The organism is Anaerolineales bacterium, from assembly GCA_019637755.1.
Taxonomy (GTDB): domain Bacteria; phylum Chloroflexota; class Anaerolineae; order Anaerolineales; family UBA11579; genus JAMCZK01.
Genome location: JAHBVC010000002.1, coordinates 132,147 through 149,989 on the forward strand (window position 1 = coordinate 132,147; position 17,843 = coordinate 149,989).

Annotated in this window: 18 protein-coding genes; 10 read left to right on the forward strand and 8 right to left on the reverse strand. The window is 61.6% G+C overall.

The window, feature by feature from the left end; translation table 11 throughout:
- Positions 1-91 precede the first annotated feature (91 nt).
- On the forward strand, positions 92-325 hold the full coding sequence (locus tag KF821_08460) for a DUF2007 domain-containing protein (protein ID MBX3005837.1): 234 nt from the start codon (positions 92-94) through the stop codon (positions 323-325).
- Here KF821_08460 and KF821_08465 read toward each other — a convergent pair.
- The 3 genes from KF821_08465 to KF821_08475 are packed head-to-tail and all read right to left on the reverse strand — an operon-like array spanning position 322 to position 2,538.
- Positions 322-1,713, reverse strand: coding sequence for a peptidoglycan DD-metalloendopeptidase family protein (locus KF821_08465; GenBank protein MBX3005838.1), 1,392 nt, complete (start codon positions 1,711-1,713; stop codon positions 322-324). The genes KF821_08460 and KF821_08465 overlap by 4 nt on opposite strands.
- A gap of 25 nt (positions 1,714-1,738) precedes the next feature.
- Positions 1,739-2,107, reverse strand: a complete 369-nt coding sequence (locus tag KF821_08470) for a DUF192 domain-containing protein (protein ID MBX3005839.1) — start codon at positions 2,105-2,107, stop codon at positions 1,739-1,741.
- Positions 2,108-2,127: 20 nt separating this feature from the next.
- Complete coding sequence (locus KF821_08475; protein ID MBX3005840.1) at positions 2,128-2,538, reverse strand: response regulator; 411 nt, start codon at positions 2,536-2,538, stop codon at positions 2,128-2,130.
- Positions 2,539-2,713: 175 nt separating this feature from the next.
- Between KF821_08475 and efp the strand changes: the two genes are divergently transcribed.
- From efp to ftsH, 6 genes are all read left to right on the forward strand, one after another.
- Positions 2,714-3,271 carry an elongation factor P gene (efp, locus tag KF821_08480; protein MBX3005841.1) on the forward strand — a complete coding sequence of 186 codons (558 nt, stop codon included), beginning with the start codon at positions 2,714-2,716 and terminating at the stop codon, positions 3,269-3,271.
- Between the two features lie 131 nt (positions 3,272-3,402).
- The gene (locus tag KF821_08485; GenBank protein MBX3005842.1) at positions 3,403-3,732 is read left to right on the forward strand and encodes a hypothetical protein; all 330 of its coding nucleotides are present in this window, start codon (positions 3,403-3,405) and stop codon (positions 3,730-3,732) included.
- 296 nt (positions 3,733-4,028) lie between these two features.
- A complete protein-coding gene (locus KF821_08490; GenBank protein MBX3005843.1) occupies positions 4,029-4,931 on the forward strand; it encodes an EamA family transporter in 903 nt (300 codons plus the stop codon).
- Between the two features lie 79 nt (positions 4,932-5,010).
- Positions 5,011-6,267 (forward strand): beta-ketoacyl-ACP synthase II, encoded by a 1,257-nt coding sequence (fabF, locus tag KF821_08495; GenBank protein ID MBX3005844.1) that lies wholly within the window; start codon positions 5,011-5,013, stop codon positions 6,265-6,267.
- The gene (locus KF821_08500) at positions 6,267-7,370 is read left to right on the forward strand and encodes a ketoacyl-ACP synthase III (protein ID MBX3005845.1); all 1,104 of its coding nucleotides are present in this window, start codon (positions 6,267-6,269) and stop codon (positions 7,368-7,370) included. The genes fabF and KF821_08500 overlap by 1 nt, the downstream gene beginning before the upstream one ends.
- A 523-nt stretch (positions 7,371-7,893) precedes the next feature.
- Positions 7,894-9,783: an ATP-dependent zinc metalloprotease FtsH gene (gene ftsH, locus KF821_08505; GenBank protein ID MBX3005846.1), complete on the forward strand. Its 1,890-nt coding sequence runs from the start codon at positions 7,894-7,896 to the stop codon at positions 9,781-9,783.
- Positions 9,784-9,860: 77 nt separating this feature from the next.
- Here ftsH and KF821_08510 read toward each other — a convergent pair whose 3' ends face one another.
- The 5 genes from KF821_08510 to KF821_08530 form a co-directional block, all read right to left on the reverse strand.
- Positions 9,861-11,498 carry an AMP-binding protein gene (locus KF821_08510; GenBank protein ID MBX3005847.1) on the reverse strand — a complete coding sequence of 546 codons (1,638 nt, stop codon included), beginning with the start codon at positions 11,496-11,498 and terminating at the stop codon, positions 9,861-9,863.
- Positions 11,499-11,564: 66 nt separating this feature from the next.
- Positions 11,565-11,819 (reverse strand): acyl carrier protein, encoded by a 255-nt coding sequence (locus tag KF821_08515; GenBank protein MBX3005848.1) that lies wholly within the window; start codon positions 11,817-11,819, stop codon positions 11,565-11,567.
- Positions 11,816-13,096 (reverse strand): hypothetical protein, encoded by a 1,281-nt coding sequence (locus KF821_08520; GenBank protein MBX3005849.1) that lies wholly within the window; start codon positions 13,094-13,096, stop codon positions 11,816-11,818. The genes KF821_08515 and KF821_08520 overlap by 4 nt, the downstream gene beginning before the upstream one ends.
- A complete protein-coding gene (locus KF821_08525) occupies positions 13,050-14,168 on the reverse strand; it encodes a hypothetical protein (protein ID MBX3005850.1) in 1,119 nt (372 codons plus the stop codon). Before KF821_08525 ends, KF821_08520 begins: the two co-directional genes overlap by 47 nt.
- Positions 14,169-14,170: 2 nt before the next feature.
- Positions 14,171-15,568, reverse strand: coding sequence for an MBOAT family protein (locus KF821_08530; GenBank protein MBX3005851.1), 1,398 nt, complete (start codon positions 15,566-15,568; stop codon positions 14,171-14,173).
- A 255-nt stretch (positions 15,569-15,823) separates the two neighbouring features.
- On the opposite strand from KF821_08530, the gene KF821_08535 reads away from it, so the two are divergent.
- The 3 genes from KF821_08535 to KF821_08545 are packed head-to-tail and all read left to right on the forward strand — an operon-like array spanning position 15,824 to position 17,806.
- Positions 15,824-16,705, forward strand: a complete 882-nt coding sequence (locus tag KF821_08535; GenBank protein MBX3005852.1) for a homocysteine S-methyltransferase family protein — start codon at positions 15,824-15,826, stop codon at positions 16,703-16,705.
- 32 nt (positions 16,706-16,737) lie between these two features.
- Positions 16,738-17,517, forward strand: coding sequence for a class I SAM-dependent methyltransferase (locus tag KF821_08540; protein ID MBX3005853.1), 780 nt, complete (start codon positions 16,738-16,740; stop codon positions 17,515-17,517).
- Positions 17,453-17,806 carry a GIY-YIG nuclease family protein gene (locus tag KF821_08545; protein MBX3005854.1) on the forward strand — a complete coding sequence of 118 codons (354 nt, stop codon included), beginning with the start codon at positions 17,453-17,455 and terminating at the stop codon, positions 17,804-17,806. Before KF821_08540 ends, KF821_08545 begins: the two co-directional genes overlap by 65 nt.
- Positions 17,807-17,843 lie beyond the last annotated feature (37 nt).

The following is a 17,843-nucleotide window of genomic DNA, read 5'->3' on the forward strand; positions in this document are numbered from 1 at the left end:
GTTAATCGGTTGATCAATGCAGCCGATTTTGCTTACAGCTTACGGCTTATGGCTTATGGCTTATGGCTTTTCAAACAGCTATACTTACGGCATGAGCCCGCAAACTGGCTTCGTCAAAATCATCACGCTGCACGATCCCGCCCAGGCGGAAGTGTTGCGCGGGCTGCTCGAAGCACAAGGCATGCAAGTATTGCTGAGCAAGGAGGCCATCGGCCAGGTGTATGGCACCTTCGTAGGCAGTATGGGCGAGATCGATGTGTATGTGGCCCGCGCCGCAGAGCCTGAGGCGCGCCAACTGATGAACGAGTTGCTTGGCCTGAGCTAAGGGTAGATATAGTTGAGCCAGTCCATCGGCTCCACCGCGGTACCGCCCACCCACACTTCCCAGTGCAGATGCGCCCCGGTGATGCGGCCGGTGGCCCCCACCAACCCGATCACCTGGCCGGTTTGCACTTCATCACCTTCGGCTACCAGCAGCTGTGATTGGTGCGAGTACGTGGTGTATACGCCGCGCCCGTGATCGATCACGGTGAAGTTTCCATGGATGACCGTCTCGCTGGCGTAGACCACCCGGCCGGGCGCTGGCGCCCAGATCTCGATCCCCACCCCGCCACCAAAGTCAGTGCCGCGATGGTAGTTCTCGTACACGCCTTTGTTGTAGCTGCGGTGAATACCAAAATCTGAATTGATCACATTGATGTACGGGTGCGGCGCGCCCCAATAGCCTGCCCAGCGTCGCTCGCCGCTGGCCGGCGTGGTCAGCTCCTGCTCCCACTGCAGCTCGCTGGCGTTTTGCTCCGGATCGAGGAATTGCAGATCGACCGTGAGCGATTCACTCGCATAACCGCCACTGGCGACGCGTACGGGCTGGCTGAAGCTAAACGGGCTGCCATCCGCCAGGGTGCCGGACAAAACAAAGTCATAGGTGCCGCTCTCGGCTTCGAGCGGCACCCCCTGTAGCGCCACTTGTTGCGTTTCACCTTCAGCGAAAAAGTTGAGCGCGTGGCCAAAGAACTCCCCGCCCAACACTACTTCAGGGTCAGCCGTGGCGGCCAGCACCAGCGTGCGGCCCTGCACAAAGCCTTGCCCCTGCACCTCAATGCCCTGCACGCCGTTGGGCAAGCCGCCGGGGCCAGCCGCCTGCACGCCCGGGGTGAAGAGCACATCTCCGGGGACGGCCCAGGCGCCGGGCAACTGGTTATAGCCCATCAAAGCCCAGGGATTATCGCCGCTGATCGCCGCCAGCTCCCACAGGGATTGGCCCGCGGCCACCAGCGCCCGGCCGCGCCCGGTGAGCTCACCGTGTTGGGTAGTGAGCATGGCGGGGAAGCCGTAATACATCTGATCCGGGCTGGTGAGTTGGTTGAGCCGCGCCATGCCCTCGCTGCTGAGCAGATAGCGCCGCTTGAGGCTGACGAAATTCTCGCCTAGGGGCACATCCAGGAACGAAAGCGTGCCTTCGATCCAATCGAGGCCGGGGATGATGAGCACATCGCCCACATTGAGGGCATTGGGGTTGGTGAGCTTACTGGCACTAATGATGTCTTGAATGGAAACATCAAAGCGCAACGAGATGCTGGAGAGCGTGTCGCCGGCCTGCACGATGTAGCGCACGCCGTCTTCTTCTTCCTGTTGGGCAAAGGCGGGTTGCGCCGCCACGGCCAAGAGCACAGCGGCGATCAGCCCTGCGGCGATGACGCTGCGCTTTGCCACCAGGTGGCGTACTGCAGCACTCTGGCTATATAGCCTCGAAAGCAAGTTGGTCAGCGAGTTGGAATTCTGCATAACGTGACGGGGCACACTCTATCACATAGCGGGCGGCTTTGCGCGGCCACAGCACGCTACGCCAGCGGCGTGCGATTTGACAGTCTACCACCCGCAAATCTTCATCCAGCCACACGATGCAGAGATCAAAATACATGCCGAGCATATGGATGCTGGTGCCCAGGCGGCTGGCACGCGCCTCAGCCAGGATCAAGCCCTCTTCGGGGGCCAGGTGGCGCCGCCCGGCCAGCCCGCGCAGCTTGTCGCTAAAGCGGCTGGCGTAGCCGGCGCGCAGCGGGCGCTGCAGCGGGCGCGTGCGGTTATGAATGGCAACGGAGTGCATGGGGCGGTTCCCCACCGCGCTCAGGGGGCGGTGGCGTCTTGCGCCTGGCTTTGGCGAGCCAGCACCGCTTCAACGCGGTCCACCAGCTCCTGCAGGCTAAACGGCTTGGAAATGTAATCGTCTACTTTGGCGATATGCAAGCCGAGCACTTTATCGATATTCTGGGCTTTGGCGGTGACCACCACCACCGGAATGTGCTCAGTGGCCGGATCGGCTTTGAGTTGTTGGTAGACCTGCCAGCCATCCATCTCAGGCATCATCAGGTCCAGCAGCACAATATCGGGTTTCTCGGCCCGGATCAGCGCCAAGCCCTTCACGCCCCCATTGGCGCCCAACACTTCAAACCCGCGCCGGCTCAAAATCAGGCGCATGAGGTCAATCATTTCCTGCTCGTCTTCTACGCACACTACTTTGCGGGTTTGTTCAGCCACAGAATCCTCAAAATACCGCTACTACGTTGAGTTTACCACCTTCTCTCCGGCGCTCAGGCAGCCCAAACGTACTACTAGAGATGCCGGTTCTGCGCTATAATGCCGCCCGCTCTGCGGGTATCTTGCCCGCAGCCACGGAAAGTTATCGTTTGGAACCTAGAGGAGCTCGAGTTTAATGATTGATGTCAACGACCTGCGCAAAGGCGTCACCTTTGAAGAAGACGGCAACCTGTTCAAGGTGCTGGAGTACTCGCACAACAAGCCTGGGCGCGGCAGCGCTACGATCCGTGTAAAGGCGCGCAACCTGCGCACTGGCTCCACGATCGACAAGACCTGGAACTCGGGCATGCGCGTGCAAGACGTGCGCCTGGATTACCAGAACGTGCAGTACCTCTACCAGGATGGCGATAACTATATTTTCATGAACCAGGACACCTACGAGCAGCCCGCCCTGCCCTCCAAGGTGCTGGGTGACTCGGCTGAGTATTTGAAGGCCGGCATGGATGTAAAGCTGACCTTCTACGGCGATGAGGCCCTGGACGTGGAGCTGCCTACCGCGGTGGACCTGGAAGTGACCCAGGCGGAGACGGCGGTGCGCGGCGATACCGCCACCGGCGTGAACAAGCTGGTGACCACCGAAACCGGCCTGCAGGTGCAGGTGCCAGCCTTCGTGAACCAGGGCGATACGATCCGCGTGGACACGCGCACCGGCGAGTACGTCACGCGGGTGTAACCCACAGCACGCATGCACAGATGGACACAGATGTAGAAAACCGATGAACGCAGATACCAGGTATCTGTGTTCATCGAAGTTAGTATCCGTGTTCATCTGTGGATAACGTCAGCCCCGCTATAATCCCCCACATGATTACGCCTGCCGGCCGCGAGTGCCGCCATTTCCATGGCGACTACTACCGCGGCCGCAACATTGAGCGCTGCCGCCTGCTGGACGCCCACCGCCTGGCCTGGACACCAGCGCTATGCAACAACTGCCCAGTGCCCGAGATCCTGGCGGCCAACGCCTGTGAGCACCAGACGCTGCTGCCGCGCGTGCACAGGCCGCTATTCTTCATGCAGCCCAGCGTACAGGTCAGCGCCGAATGCAGCCAGTGCCAATGCAGCGTCGAGGAGCCGCGCATCGGCTGCGGTCAGTGCCACCCATTGCCGCCAGTCTTCGTGGTAGGACCCGAATGAGCTGGTGTTACGTTACTCGGCGCAGCCGAGTAGTAACGCCAACGCGTGGCGTAGCCACGCAACAGTGCCATCCGTTGCCACCAGTCTTTGTGGTGGGCCGGAATAGATGCGCCCTCGCTATGTCATTCCGAACAGCTTGATGCAGTACCACCAGGGTGCCTAACCCAGGCCAGTGAGGAACCCATTTAGAGATGTATTCGGAATTCACTCAGAAGCATCTGCACTCCACTCAGCCCTTAACGGATTCCTCCTTGCGGCTACGCCGCTCGTCGGAATGACGAGGCACACGCAATAACATGACTCCTCGAACTAAAGCTATCTGGCAAGCACTCCTCGTCACCTTCTTGTGGTCCACCTCCTGGGTGCTGATCAAATTCGGCCTGGGCGAGATCCCGCCACTGCTGTTTGCTGGCCTGCGCTACGGGCTGGCCTTCGTGATCATGTTGCCGTGGCTACTGCGCCCGGCTGCCCGGCGGGAGCTTGCGGGTCTGCAACGCAATGACCTCATTGCGTTGGTTTTGCTGGGCCTGGTGATCATCACGATCACACAAGGTTCTCAATTTATTGCATTGGCGCATATCCCCGCCCATACGCTAAGCCTGCTACTTAGCCTGAGCAGCTTATCCATCGCCCTGCTAGGCGTAGTGTTCCTCGGCGAACGTTTGTACGGCCGCCAGTGGACGGGCGTGGCCATCTCGATCATTGGTGCGATTGTTTACTTCGGCCGGCTTGGCACAGTCTCCACCTTTGGGTTGGCGGTCGGCGTGCTCAACCTGCTGGCCACTTCCATTGGTGCCATCCAAGGGCGGGCACTCAACCGGCAAGCCAAGCTCTCCGCCCTCACCGTTACCGGGGTAAGCATTGGCGTGGGCTCTGCCGCCCTGCTGGTGCTGGGCCTGCTCACTGAGCCATGGCCGGCGCTCAGCCTGCGAGAGTGGCTCATCATCATCTGGCTGGCCGCGATCAACACCGCCTTCGCATTTACTCTATGGAACCACACGCTGCGCACCCTGCCCGCGGCCGAGTCGAGTGTGATCAACAATACGATGCTGATCCAGATCGCTATTTTGGGCTGGGTGTTCCTGGGCGAGCTCATCAGCCCGCCGCAGATCGCCGGTTTGCTGCTTACCGCGGCCGGCACGCTGCTTGTGCAGTGGCGCCCGCGCGCCGCCCAGGCGCCCAAATCGGCGGCAAACTAACCCGTATCCCCATCGGATGGGTTGGGTTATAAAGTTTAAACCGCGCCCAGCGCGCAGCTCCCACGAAGGGCCATAAACAATGAAGAAACGAATTGTAATTACTGGCGTAGGCTGCCTTAGCCCGCTTGGCAATGATGTCAGCAGTTCCTGGCAGGCGGCGGTGGCCGGGGTTTCCGGCGCCGGGCGCATTACCCATTACGACCCCAGCGACTACAAGACCCAAATCGCCTGTGAGGTGAAGGGGTTTGACGGCGCGGCGCTGTACGGCACGCGCGAGGCGCGCCGCATGGATCGCTATTCGCAGTTGGGGCTGGCTGCCGCGCAGGAAGCGGTGAAGGACGCCAATCTGACGATCACCGATGCCAATCGTTTGCGCATCGGCGCCATCGTCGGCACCGGCATCGGCGGCGCCCACACCCTCTATGAGCAGATCAAGACCCTGGTGGAAAAGGGGCCGGACCGGGTGAGCCCGTTCATGGTGCCGATGATGCTGGCCGATACCGTCGGCGGCATGATCGCCATCCATATGCAGATCCAAGGCCCCAACTTCGCCGTGGTGACGGCCTGCGCTACCGGCACCAATGCCATCGGCGAGGCCAGTGAGGTCATTCGCCGCGGCCAGGCCGACGTGATGCTGGCCGGCGGCGCCGAAGCCGCCATCGTGCAGCCCTCGGTGGCCGGCCTGGCCAACATGACCGCGCTGAGCACGCGCAATGCCGACCCGCAGCACGCCTCGCGCCCCTTCGACAAAGAGCGCGATGGCTTCGTGATGGGTGAAGGTGCCGCCGTGCTGGTGCTCGAATCGCTGGAGCACGCCCAAGCGCGCGGGGCGCGCATCCTCGGCGAGGTGTTAGGCTACGGCAGCACCAATGACGCCTTCCACATCTCCGCCCCCTCCGAAAATGGCCGCGGCGCGGCGGACTGCATGCGCATGGCGCTGGAACAAGCCGGCATGCAGCCCGCACAGATCGATTACATCAACGCCCATGGCACCAGCACGCCGCTCAACGACAAGAGCGAAACGGCGGCGATCAAGAGCGTGTACGGCGAACGCTCCTACGATATGGCGATCTCTTCCACCAAATCGATGACCGGCCACCTGATGGGCGCCGGTGGCGCGCTGGAAGCGGTGTTCTCGCTCCTGGCGATGCGCGACGGCATCGTACCGCCGACGATCAACTATGAAGTGCCTGACCCGGCCTGTGATCTGAATTACACGCCCAACACGGCCGTCAAGAAAGTGATCCACACCGTGATGTCGAACTCCTTTGGCTTTGGCGGCCACAACGCCAGCATCATCCTCGGCGCGGCGCAAGACGTGAAGGCAGCCGCCTGATGCCTTACGCTCACGTCACCGGCTGGGGCATGTCCGTGCCAGAGAAAGTCATGACCAATGACGATCTGGCCAAGATCGTAGAAACCAACGATGCCTGGATCCGCGAGCGCACCGGCATCCGCGAGCGCCGCATCGCCGCCAAGGGGCAGACCACCGCTTCGCTGGCTGCCGAGGCGGCGATCAACGCCCTGCGCGTGGCCAAGCTGCCCCCCGCTGAGCTGGACCTGATCATCGTGTCCACCTCCTCTCCCGAGCATATCTTTCCCTCCACCGCCAGCCTGGTACAAGACCGCATCGGCGCGGATCATGCCGGCGCGTTTGATCTTTCGGCGGCGTGCACTGGCTTCATCTACGCAGTGAGCATGGCTTCGCAATCGATCCGCAGCGGTGCGATCAAGAACGCCCTGGTGATCGGCGCCGAGACGCTCTCGCGCCTGGTGGATTGGAACGACCGCACCACCTGCATCCTGTTCGGCGATGGCGCCGGCGCCTTTGTGCTGCAAGCCTCCGAGCAGCCCGGCGGGGTACTCTCCTCCGTGTTGCGCTCCGACGGCTCGGGCGGCAACCTGCTCAGCGTGCCCGCGGGCGGCAGCGCCAAGCCCGCCTCGCAAGCCACCATCGACGCGGGCCTGCACTTCATCCACATGAACGGCAACGAGGTCTTTCGCTTCGCCACGCGCGTGATGGCGGCGGCCTCCAAAGAAGCGATGGACAAGGCCAACTTGGCTGTGGAGGATGTGGCGCTGATCGTGCCGCACCAGGCCAACTTCCGCATTATTCAGGCGGCGGCGCGTGGCCTCAAGCTGCCGATGGAGCGCTTCATGGTCAACATCGAGCGCTACGGCAACACCTCCACCGCCTCGATCCCGATCGCAGTGTGCGAGGCGGCCGAAGAAGGCCTGCTCAGCAAGGGCGACAATACCGTCCTGGTAGGCTTCGGCGCCGGGCTCACCTGGGGCTCGCTGGCCCTGCAGTGGACCGGGCCGTTTGCCGAGGCCGAGCCGATCCGCATGCGCCGCTACACGCGCTTCGTCTGGCTGCGCTCGCTAATGCGGCGCATCTGGCGCCGCATCGAGGGCTTGCTTTGGGGCCGCAAGGGCTGACCTCAGACCGGCTGCACTCTCAATCTCAAACACGCTGCCGAAAGGCAGCGTGTTTTTTTTTGTAATCCGTCATTGCGAACGAAGCAACCTGCATCAAAATCCCTTTAGAACCAGATTGCTTCGTCCGTTTGTGGCTTGCATTGCATGCAAGCCACAGTACTCCTCGCAATGACAGGTCTTGCTTTAGGCCTGCCCAAATAGCCCGTCATTGCGAGCGAAGCGAAGCAATCTGGTTTAGTCCCTGCCATACATTCAGATTGCTCCGTGCGCAGGCAAGCCTGCGTCTCGCAATGACAGGTCTTGCTTTAGGCCTGCCCAAAATAGCCCGTCATTGCGAGCGAAGCGAAGCAATCTGGTTTTTGCAGTTATCGGCGTCTATCTGCGTTCATCTGTGGCACATTTTCCAGCAAGCCGTCACCGCCAGCCGCCACCGTAAGAGATGTATAAGAAGTAAGCCGAGGATAAACAAGCGGGGCGGGGGTTGGTATAATCCCGCGATTGTTCTAATTTCCGGAGGCCCCGCTTGAATAGCCCTCGTACTCGAGTTTCACTGATCTATATCCTCTTCCTGGCGGCGCTGGCCTTTTTCGTCGTCTTCAGCTTCCAACAGCAAACTGGCGCCCAGGAGACCCTGACGCTAAACCAGGTGGCTGCGGATATCAAAGCTGGGCAAGTGAGCCGGCTTGTGACTGACGAAGAAACCCTGCGCCTGGTGTACAGCGATGGCACCGAGCGCACCGCGCTGCGTGAAGCTGGCCAAACCACCGTGCAGCAACTGCTCGATCTCGGCGTCACCGCCGAAGAGCTGGATGCACAGAATATCGAGCTGGAAGTGCGCCCCCCCAGCGCCTGGCTGGGCATCCTGACCGTACTGACCTACTTGGGGCCCTTGATCTTTGTCGGCCTGATCTTCTGGTTCGTGATGCGCCAGGCCCAAGGCAGCAACAACGCCGCCATGTCGTTTGGCAAATCGCGCGCCCGCATGTTCTCCGGCGAAAACCCCACCGTCACGTTCAACGATGTGGCCGGTGTGGAAGAAGCCAAGGTGGACCTGCAAGAGATCGTTGAGTTCCTCAAAGAGCCGGAGAAGTTCATTGCCCTCGGTGCACGCATCCCCAAGGGTGTGTTGCTAGTGGGCCAGCCCGGCACCGGCAAAACCCTGATGGCCAAAGCCGTCTCTGGTGAGGCGGGCGTGCCGTTCTTCTCCATCTCCGGTTCGGAATTCGTGGAGATGTTCGTCGGTGTCGGCGCCAGCCGCGTGCGTGACCTGTTTGAGCAGGCCAAGCGCCATTCGCCCTGCATCATCTTCATCGATGAAATCGATGCGGTTGGCCGCCAACGTGGCGCGGGCCTGGGCGGCAGCCACGATGAACGCGAACAGACCCTCAACCAGATGCTGGTGGAGATGGATGGTTTCGACACCGATACCAACATCATCATGATCGCCGCCACCAACCGCCCCGACATTCTCGACCCGGCGCTGCTGCGCCCGGGCCGCTTTGACCGCCGCGTAACGATGGACCCGCCCGATGTGAAGGGCCGCGAAGCCATCCTGAAGGTACACGCCCGCGGCAAACCGCTGAGCAAGGAAGTCAAGTTGGAAACGCTGGCGCGCGCCACCCCCGGCTTCGTCGGCGCTGACCTGGAAAACCTGGTGAACGAGGCGGCGATCCTCTCCGCCCGCCGCAACAAGAAGACCATCGGGCAGGAAGAGCTGGAAGAAGCGGTGGAACGCGTGATGCTGGGCGGCCCTGAGCGCCGCAGCAAGCTGATCAGCCCGGAAGAGAAGCTGATCGTGGCCTATCACGAAGCCGGCCACGCCATCGTGGGCCACGTGCTGCCGAATGCCGACCCGATCCACAAGATCACCATCGTGCCACGCGGCCAGGCCGGTGGGTACGTACTGGCGCTGCCCGACGAAGATCGCGACATGATCAGCCGCAAGAAGCTGACCGAACGCATGATCGTGGCCCTGGGCGGCCGCGCCGCCGAAGAGCTGGTGTTCGACGACATCACCTCCGGCGCCTCGAGCGACATCCAAACCGTCACCAACATCGCCCGCCAGATGGTGATGCGCCTGGGCATGAGCGAGAGCCTGGGCAACCGCGTGTACGGCCAGAAGGAAGAATTGGTTTTCCTGGGCCGTGAGATCTCGGAGCAGAAGGACTACTCCGAGGCGATGGCCGAGCAGATCGACAAGGAAGTTTTGAAACTGGTCAACACGGCCTACGTGCAGGCGCGCAAGATCCTGACCAAGTATCGCCGCGAGCTCAAGAAGCTCGCTGAGAAGCTGGTAGAGGTGGAAACCCTTACCCGCGAAGAGTTCGAGAAGATGATGCCTAAAGTGGCCCCCAAGCGCATCGGCGGAACGCCGGCGCTGGTGCCGGCCGCCAACGGGCGCAGCGCCAAGTAATCTACGAAGCAAAGATAAAAAAGACCGGCCAAGGCCGGTCTTTTTTTTGTCTTTATCACTCCAGCGAGTGCATATCCTTAGCCGCCAAACTCACGCAGGTACTTCTCACGATTGTCTGTGCGGGCGTGCTTACCGCTGGAGGTCTTCAAAATCCAGCCGCGCGGCACAAAACGCAGATCGCCCACAGTGACCTCGGTCTCTTGCACCACCTTGGCACGCAGCTCTTGCTCCGCGGCGGCCGGGTCAGCGCCCTCGTGCAGCTCGCAAAGGATGATGACCTTCTCAGAGCCCATGCGCTCATCCAGCACGCCGAAGGCCACGGCGCGGCCGGGATACACGCCCGTGGTGCGGTTGGCAATGTCTTCAAGGTCTTGCGGGTAGATGTTCTTGCCGCCCACGATGAGCAGATCCTTCTTGCGGCCACTGATGTACAGCTCGCCGTCCGCCAGGTAGCCCATATCGCCGGTCAGGTACCAGCCATCGGCGGTGATGGCCTGCTCGCTAAGGTCCGGGCGCTTGTAGTAGCCGCTCAGCATGAATTCACTGCGTAAGCCAATCTCCCCTACCCTGCGCTCAGGCAGCGGGTTGCGTTCAGCGTCAAAGATGCCCAGCTGCACGCTTTCAATCGGCGCACCACAGCTCACCACGCGCTTACCCTCGGCAGCGGGCACGGCCTCGCCGCGTTCTTGCAGCGCGGCAATCTCCACCACGTCTACCTTGGGCGGCTGGCCCAGCGCGGTCTGCGTGACGGCGAAGGTGTTCTCCGCCATGGCATAGCTCACGCCCAAGGCGTTGGGCGAGAAGCCAAATGGGGCCAGCTTCTCGGCAAAAATTTGGTGGCTCTCGTCATACACCGGTTCGGAGCAGTTGATCACTGCCCGCCACGTGGAAAGGTCAAACTCGGCACCGGGGCGCACACTGCGCGCAATCAGCTTGTAGGCAAAGTTGGGCAGCCAGCACAGCGTGCCGCGGTGGCGGCCAATCGCCTCCAGCAGGCTGGTGGGCTGGCGCACCCACTCAAATGGCGACATGAGCACCAAATGCGTGCCGGTGAGGATGGGAATAACGAAGCCAGCAATCAGCCCCATGTCGTGATACAGCGGCAACCAACTAACGATGACATCCGTATCCGGGTTCAGCGCAATCGACTTGCCGTAGGCCTCAACCTGGCGCAGCACGGCGCGGTGCGAAAGGGCTACGCCCTTTTGCAGGCCGGTGCTGCCGCTGCTGTGTTGCAGCAGCGCCACCGCATCGGGGTCGAGCTGCGGCGTGGGTGGCAGGCTGGCGTTGGCGGTATCCGCCGTGGAAAGCACGGTGCAGTCAACATCCGCCAGCAGCTGAGCCAGCGAAGCGTAAAACTCGGGATAGGTGATGACCACCTTGGCGCCCTCGTGCTCTACCAGGGTCTTGACGCGCTGGCGGTACAGGTCAGGATCGAGCTTCTCGGTCAAAAATGGAAAGATGGAGGGTACTGCGCCCAGCAAGGTGGCGCCCCAGAAGGCGTACACCAGATCCAGCGAGTGCTGCAACACCAGAATGACCAGCTCCCCGGCGCCCAAGCCCGCGGCAGCCAGGCGGCCGCTGTAGGCTTGCGCCGCCTGCAAGAATTCGTGGCGCGTGATGGTGTGCTCGGCGCCGCGCTCAATGAAGGTGAGCGCGGGCTGCTGGGGCGCCTCAGCGGCGCGGGCGGTTAGGGTAGATACAAGCGTAGACATCTAAAATGATCGAGACCAGCAGACCAAGTGACTAACGGACAGTCGCTTGGTCAATTAGTCCGCGGGTCACTTTGCGCGCCCGGCAATTAACTCAGCAAGTTGGTTGAGCGTGTCAAACGTCTCAGCATTCAGCTCGGTGTCATCAATACGCACACCCCAGCTCTGCTCTACGAACAGAGCCAAATCCACCAGCGAGAAGGAGTCGATTAGGCCACCAGAAATCAGCGCTTCATCTGCGCCAATGGTCTTGTCTGGGCGCTTGAGCAGCTCGGTGACGATGTAGGTATTCAGCTTGGAAATGATTTCGTTTTTATCGGTCATCGTGTCTCCACGCCCCAGTGTATCAGCGACTGGCGCAAGGTATCAAGAGTCTTCAGGCCTACATAGGAGCGCACGCTCCAGGCTTCGTAGGTGATGTGAAAATCAGGCGGCTGTAAACCCTTATCGCGATCCAAATCCAGACCGTGATCGGGCAGCGGTTGGGCGGCGCGCCACCAGTTGATGAGCGGAATGTCGTAGTCGTAGGCTACGCGGGCGGTAGCCGCGTTGATGGCGTGGCCGCCTTCAACGTTGTCAGCCTTGGTGAGCAGAATAGGGATCACGTTGTGGGCCAGCGCGTAGTCCACCGCCTGGCGCAAGTAGTCTTCGTAGTTCTCAGCAGTGCGGCCTTCGTAGACGAATTCCATCGAGATAAAGATGAAGGATGGCTGCCAGGTGCGTATTTCGCAGGCCAGCGGGTCTTCGCCATTGTCACATTCGGCCGGGTCAGCGCGCAGCGGCGTGAAGATGGCGGGGAAGTTGTAGCCGCCATCCACTGCCAAGCCATCACGATTGAAGGAACCCGTGAAGTGGCTGACCGTCTCCAGCAGGTACTGCTCATCTGCCGGGAAGGAGAAGCGTTCAGGGATGTCATACACGCCCATGAACGCTTCAGGAATGTTTTGGCAATCACCCGCCACGGAAAAATGCTGCGGGTTGTTGCCCTGCGCCAAGCCGGCGGCATACACCTGCCCCAGCCACTCGCTAGGCTCAGGGATGATGGGCCAGCTGCGCCAGTCGGCCGGCAGCGGGCGCGTATCTGGCGTGGCGGTGTGCTGCGCGGCGGCGGCAGCCGGCGTGCTGGTGGCCGGCTCAGCCGGCTGTGCCGTAGCGGTGGCCTGTGCCTCGGCCATCTGCGAATTGCTGGCCAGCCCGCACATCTTCCACTCGCCGCCATCCACCACAGCGCTAAAGACGCGGCCACCCAGCTCATCCAGCTGGTCTTCACCACCGGCGTAGCTGTAGCGCACTTGGCCAGTGCAACTCACCAAGGCCGAGTCGCCCTCCTGCGCCAGCAGGCTGCAGTCGAGATTCTCAAGCTGAGTCTGCACGCCTTGATAAGCGGCAGCCTCCAGGCGCGCCTGCGCCTCCCAGGCTGAGCACGAGGCGTTGATGGCGCCCACCTCATCTACCGAGACGAGCGCTTGCAGGTAGCTTTCCACGGCGGACGCCGGGGAGCCAGCCGCCGCGCCACCGGAGCAGGCGGCGAGCAGCAGCGCGAGAAAGATGAATTTAGGGATTGAGGTCAAACTGGGTAGAGAGGGTCTCAAGGAGTTCATAAGTGAATTGAAGTGTACCCTGCGGGGTCAGGTGAATTGGCGTGTTGGTGAACTGATCGTTGGCGGCCGCCTGCCACAGGTCGGCGTAGTGCCAGCCTTGCGCGGCGGCCTCGGCGGCCAGCAGGCTGCGGTAGCCATCGTAGGCCCAGCGCGGATAGAAGGAGTTGTAGCGCAAGTCACTGTTGGCGCCAGCGCTGGCAAAGATGGGCTCGTTGATGACCAGCACGGGCACCTGCCCGGCGCGCGCCACCCCGGCCGCCAGCACTTCGAAGGCCAGTTGGTCGGCTAGCAGCGGCGACTGCAGGCTACCGTAAGCCTCGCTGGCCTCAAGGTCAATAGCGTGGCGGGCGTAGTTATCCGGAATGTGGACATCTATGCCAGTGGCGGCCCAGGCGAAGCCGTAGAGCTGCAAGCGCAGCAGGTCAGCCAGGTTGCGGCGCTGTTCGATGAAGAAGAGATTTGAGATTGGAGATTGAGGTGCCTCGGACACGCTGACTGGCAGTTGGTAACGCTCCACAAGTGCAGAGACGCGTTGCGGGTTGTTCTGCACCAGCGGCGACGCAAGTTGCTTGTCCCACGGGAACGCTTCGAGCGTTGTCGGCCACAGGATAAGGTCGGGTTGGTATTGCATGGCCTCATCTAGAAGCATCAGGTCTTTAGTGAGCGAGATGGTGGGATGGCCGAGGTTGTAGAAGACCACGCGGCGGCCATCGACACTGTGCAAGTTGGCGGAATTGAGCTGCGCTACCAGCGTATCGTCGTTCTCGAGTAGGAATCCCCATACCGATGAATCGCCGATCACGAAGACGCGGAACTCGTCCGCCGCCTTGGGCGCGCCAGCCAACACGTGGCTGGCAAACATCGCCTCGACACTATAGAGGTTGAGGTTGTAGGAGCGTTGCGGGTCATCGCCATAGGGCAAACGCTCACGGCCGGGCAAGACGTGGTTGTACAGGCTCAATTGGCCCAGTGCTGGCATGGGGTTGAATACCCCACACAGCAGATTGAGGCCGAGGAACAGCAGCGCCGCTTTGACCAGCAAGCGCAACGGGGAGATTGTTTGTGTTTGCATGTTTAGCTCATCCCCAACAACACGCGCAGCACATGCAGCGCATCCTCAGGATGCGGCAGCACGAACCACACCCACCCCAGGGCAACATAGATGAATGTGCCTAGCACGGAGAGCGCATGCTGCCAGCGGGCGGGCGCCGGGGCGCCTTTGCGCGCGGCGGCAAACTGGCTGTGGGCGAACAAGCCCAATCCGTGCCACACACCCCAAATAAGGAAGTTCCATGTGACGCCATGCCACAAGCCGATGAGCGCCATCGTACTGACTTGCCCCACCAACACCACGGCCCACACCGGCCATTGCTGTGTGCGCAGGAAGCGTGTGAGCGGATTGAAGAAGTAGGCCCGGAACCAGTGTGCCAGCGTGATGTGCCAACTGTTCCAGAAAGCGGTCAGGTTGGGCTGGTTGTACGGGCGGGCAAAATTCTCCGGCAGGCGCACACCGAATAGCAAACCCAAGCCGATGGCAATGTGGGTGTAGCCCGCAAAATCAAAGAAGATGCGCCAGGCATAGGCGATCAGCAGCAACCACATCCACAGCGTGGAGCTGGTCTGCGCGCCAAGAACAGGATTGAGCGCAAAGTAGGCCAGCGCATCCGCCAGCACAAATTTCATAAACAGGCCGCTTACCAAGCGCTGCCCGGCGGCCTGCAACTCTGCCGCGCCGAGCACGAAGCTGGCTTGCACTTGCGGCACGAAGCGCTCCACGCGCTCGATGGGGCCAGCGGTCAGCGCGGGAAAGAAAACGACATAGGTCACGAAGTCACGCAGGCCGTAGTGCGCCAGGCGGCCCGCAGCGCGGTCTCGCAGGGTGTGAACCAGCCGGAAGGCAATGTAGGAGAAGCCCAGCCAGTTGAGGTCAAAAGCGGTAGCCAGGCTGGCGTCTTGCCCGCTCAGACTGCGCAGCGCCGCGCTGAGGCTGCGTGTCAGCGGCTCGGCTTTGAGCGCCACCAGCACGGCCAGCACCGCCAAAACAGCAGCGCTCAGGGCGGCAGCCCGGCCGCGGCCCCAGCGGCTGGCCAGCCAGGCCAGCACGCCTAGCACCAGCGCCAGCACAAAAACAAGCTCTACTTGCGGAGGGCGGCTGGCGGTGAGCAGCGGCGTGGGTAGGTAGCGCGTGGCGGCCAGCACCAGGCCGCCCAGCGCAAGCGCAGCGGCGGCCAGTTTGTCCTCACGCGTCAGGCTGGCGCCCGTGGGCAGCGTGAGCGCCCATACGATGGCGGCCAGGCCCAGGCTGGCGGCAGGCAGCCAAAAATCAAAGCCGCGCACCAGCGCGGCGGGTTGCAGCCAGAACACGGCCAGCGCCGAGGCGGCGAACAGCAGCCAGGGGCGGCTGATGCGGCCATAGGTGCGGCCAGCCAGCAAGCCCAGAATGGCAAAGATGAGGATTTGATGCAGAGTCACTTTAAGTGCCCCGGGTTAAAAGCCCTGGTAGATCCACAGCGGCGCGCTATCGCTAGTGACGATGAGTAGCGCGATGACAATAAGGCAGAGCAGCACCGCGTAGAAGTTCTCGCGGGAGAGTAGCTTTTTTAGCATAGAGAGTAAATTATACGAGTAGTTGCAGAGTCTCTTGGTCCATTGGTTGGCTGGTCAAGCTCCGACCAGTTAACTAGCAGACCAGATGACGGCCATATCTACTCAAGATACAATCATCCAATGAATCGCTTTCTCCAACGTTTAGCTGACCCGCGCCCTATCCTGCTGGACGGCGCTACCGGCACCGAACTGCAGCACCGCGGCATCGACACCAGCACCTCCATCTGGAGCGCGCTGGCCCTGCTCGAGTCCCCCAAACTGGTGGAACAGGTGCACCGTGATTACCTCGACGCTGGGGCTGAAGTGATCATCACCAACACCTTCCGCACCCACCGCCGCAACCTGGAACAGGTCGGCCTGGGGGACGAGGCCGCCCGCCTGACCACGCTGGCCGTCGCCATCGCCCAGGCCGCCGTGCGCGCCAGCGGCAAGCCCGCGTATGTGGCCGGCGGCATCGCCCCGCTGGAGGACAGCTATACGATGGTGCCCCTGCCGCGCGAGGTCTACCTGCGCGAGCACGGCGAGATCGCGCGCACGCTGGCCGCCGCCGGCGTGGATTTGCTGCTACTCGAGACGATGAAGGACATCGCAGAGACCGAGGCTGCCGCCGAGGCCGCAAAGGCCACCGGCCTGCCCTTTGGCGTGAGCTTCATCTGCAAGCTGGACGGGCGCCTGTTCTCCGGCGAAAGCATCGCCGATGCGGCGCGCGCCATCGAACCGCACGGCCCGGCCTTCATTGGCATCAACTGCACGGCGGCGCCCTATCTACACCACGCGCTGCACGAGCTGCGCGCCGCTACCACGCTACCGCTGAGCGCCTATGCCAACCCCAGCGAGACCGAAGACTACATCAACTGGGATCCCACCGCCGCTGAGCAGCCCGAAGGCTACGCCGAATTTGCCCGCCAATGGCTAGCGGATGGCGCCAAACTCATCGGCGGCTGCTGTGGCACTACGCCGGAGCATATTGCTCATTTAAGAGAGTTGATTGCTCAAGAGTAGTCGGTTAGTCGCTTGGTCTGTTAGTCGCTGACTTGACCAAAAAACTAAAAGACTACGAGACTATTTTTATGGACCACTTCCGCAACATCTACACCCACAAAGCCGCCGCCTATCACGCACTGATCGCCGCCGAGGATGCAGATGGCAACTTGCCAAAGGCGCTGAAACGCATAGCGCCTTTGGCGGGCGCACGCGTGCTGGACCTCGGCAGTGGCAGCGGGCGTATCCCCTTGTTGCTGCAGGGGTCGGGTTGCACCATCGTGGCCTCAGACCTGCATATGGCTATGCTGCTCGAGCAACAAAACCAAATCCTGTCATTGCGAGGAGTATTGTCGCAAGCGGCAAACGGACCAAGCAATCCCCAAGCTGGCTGGCCGCTCGTCCAAGCTGACGGCCGCCAGACCCCCTTCGCCAGCGGCTGGGCCGATGTAGTTACCGCAGGCTGGGCCTTCGGGCACCTGGTGGGCTGGTACCCGGATACCTGGCAACAGCACGCCGGCCGCGCCATCGCCGAGATGCAGCGCACCGCCAAACCCGGTGGCACGCTGCTCATCATGGAGACGCTGGGCACGGGCGTGCTGCAGCCTGCCCCGCCGCACGCCGTGTTGGCAGCCTACTACGCCTGGCTGGAAAACGAGCACGGCTTCCAGCGGAGCACGCTGGCAACGGACTACGACTTCGGCAGCGTGGCACGCGCCGTGGAGCTGTGCCGCTTCTTCTTCGGCGAGGAGCTGGCCACGCGCGTGCATGCCAACGGCTGGCAACGCGTGCCGGAATTTACCGGCGTGTGGAGCAAAAGGCTTGGCAATTGAGCGAGAGTACTTTGTTTATATTCTTGGCAATGGCAAAGGTACGCTATATATCGGTGTAACCAATAACTTGGCCCGAAGGTTGTACGAACACAAGACTAAACAAGTGCCAGGCTTTACTGCCAAGTACGGAGTAGACCAGTTGTTATTTGCCGAGAGCTTCGGCAATGTTCACGACGCACTAGCCGCCGAGAAACAAATCAAGGGCTGGACAAGAAAAAAGAAACTGGAGTTAATCCGTACACAAAATCCCACTTTCGAAGATTTGAGCAAAGATTGGTTGGGAAGTTAGTCTAGGTCAGGGTGGATGCTTCGCATGCCGCTATGCG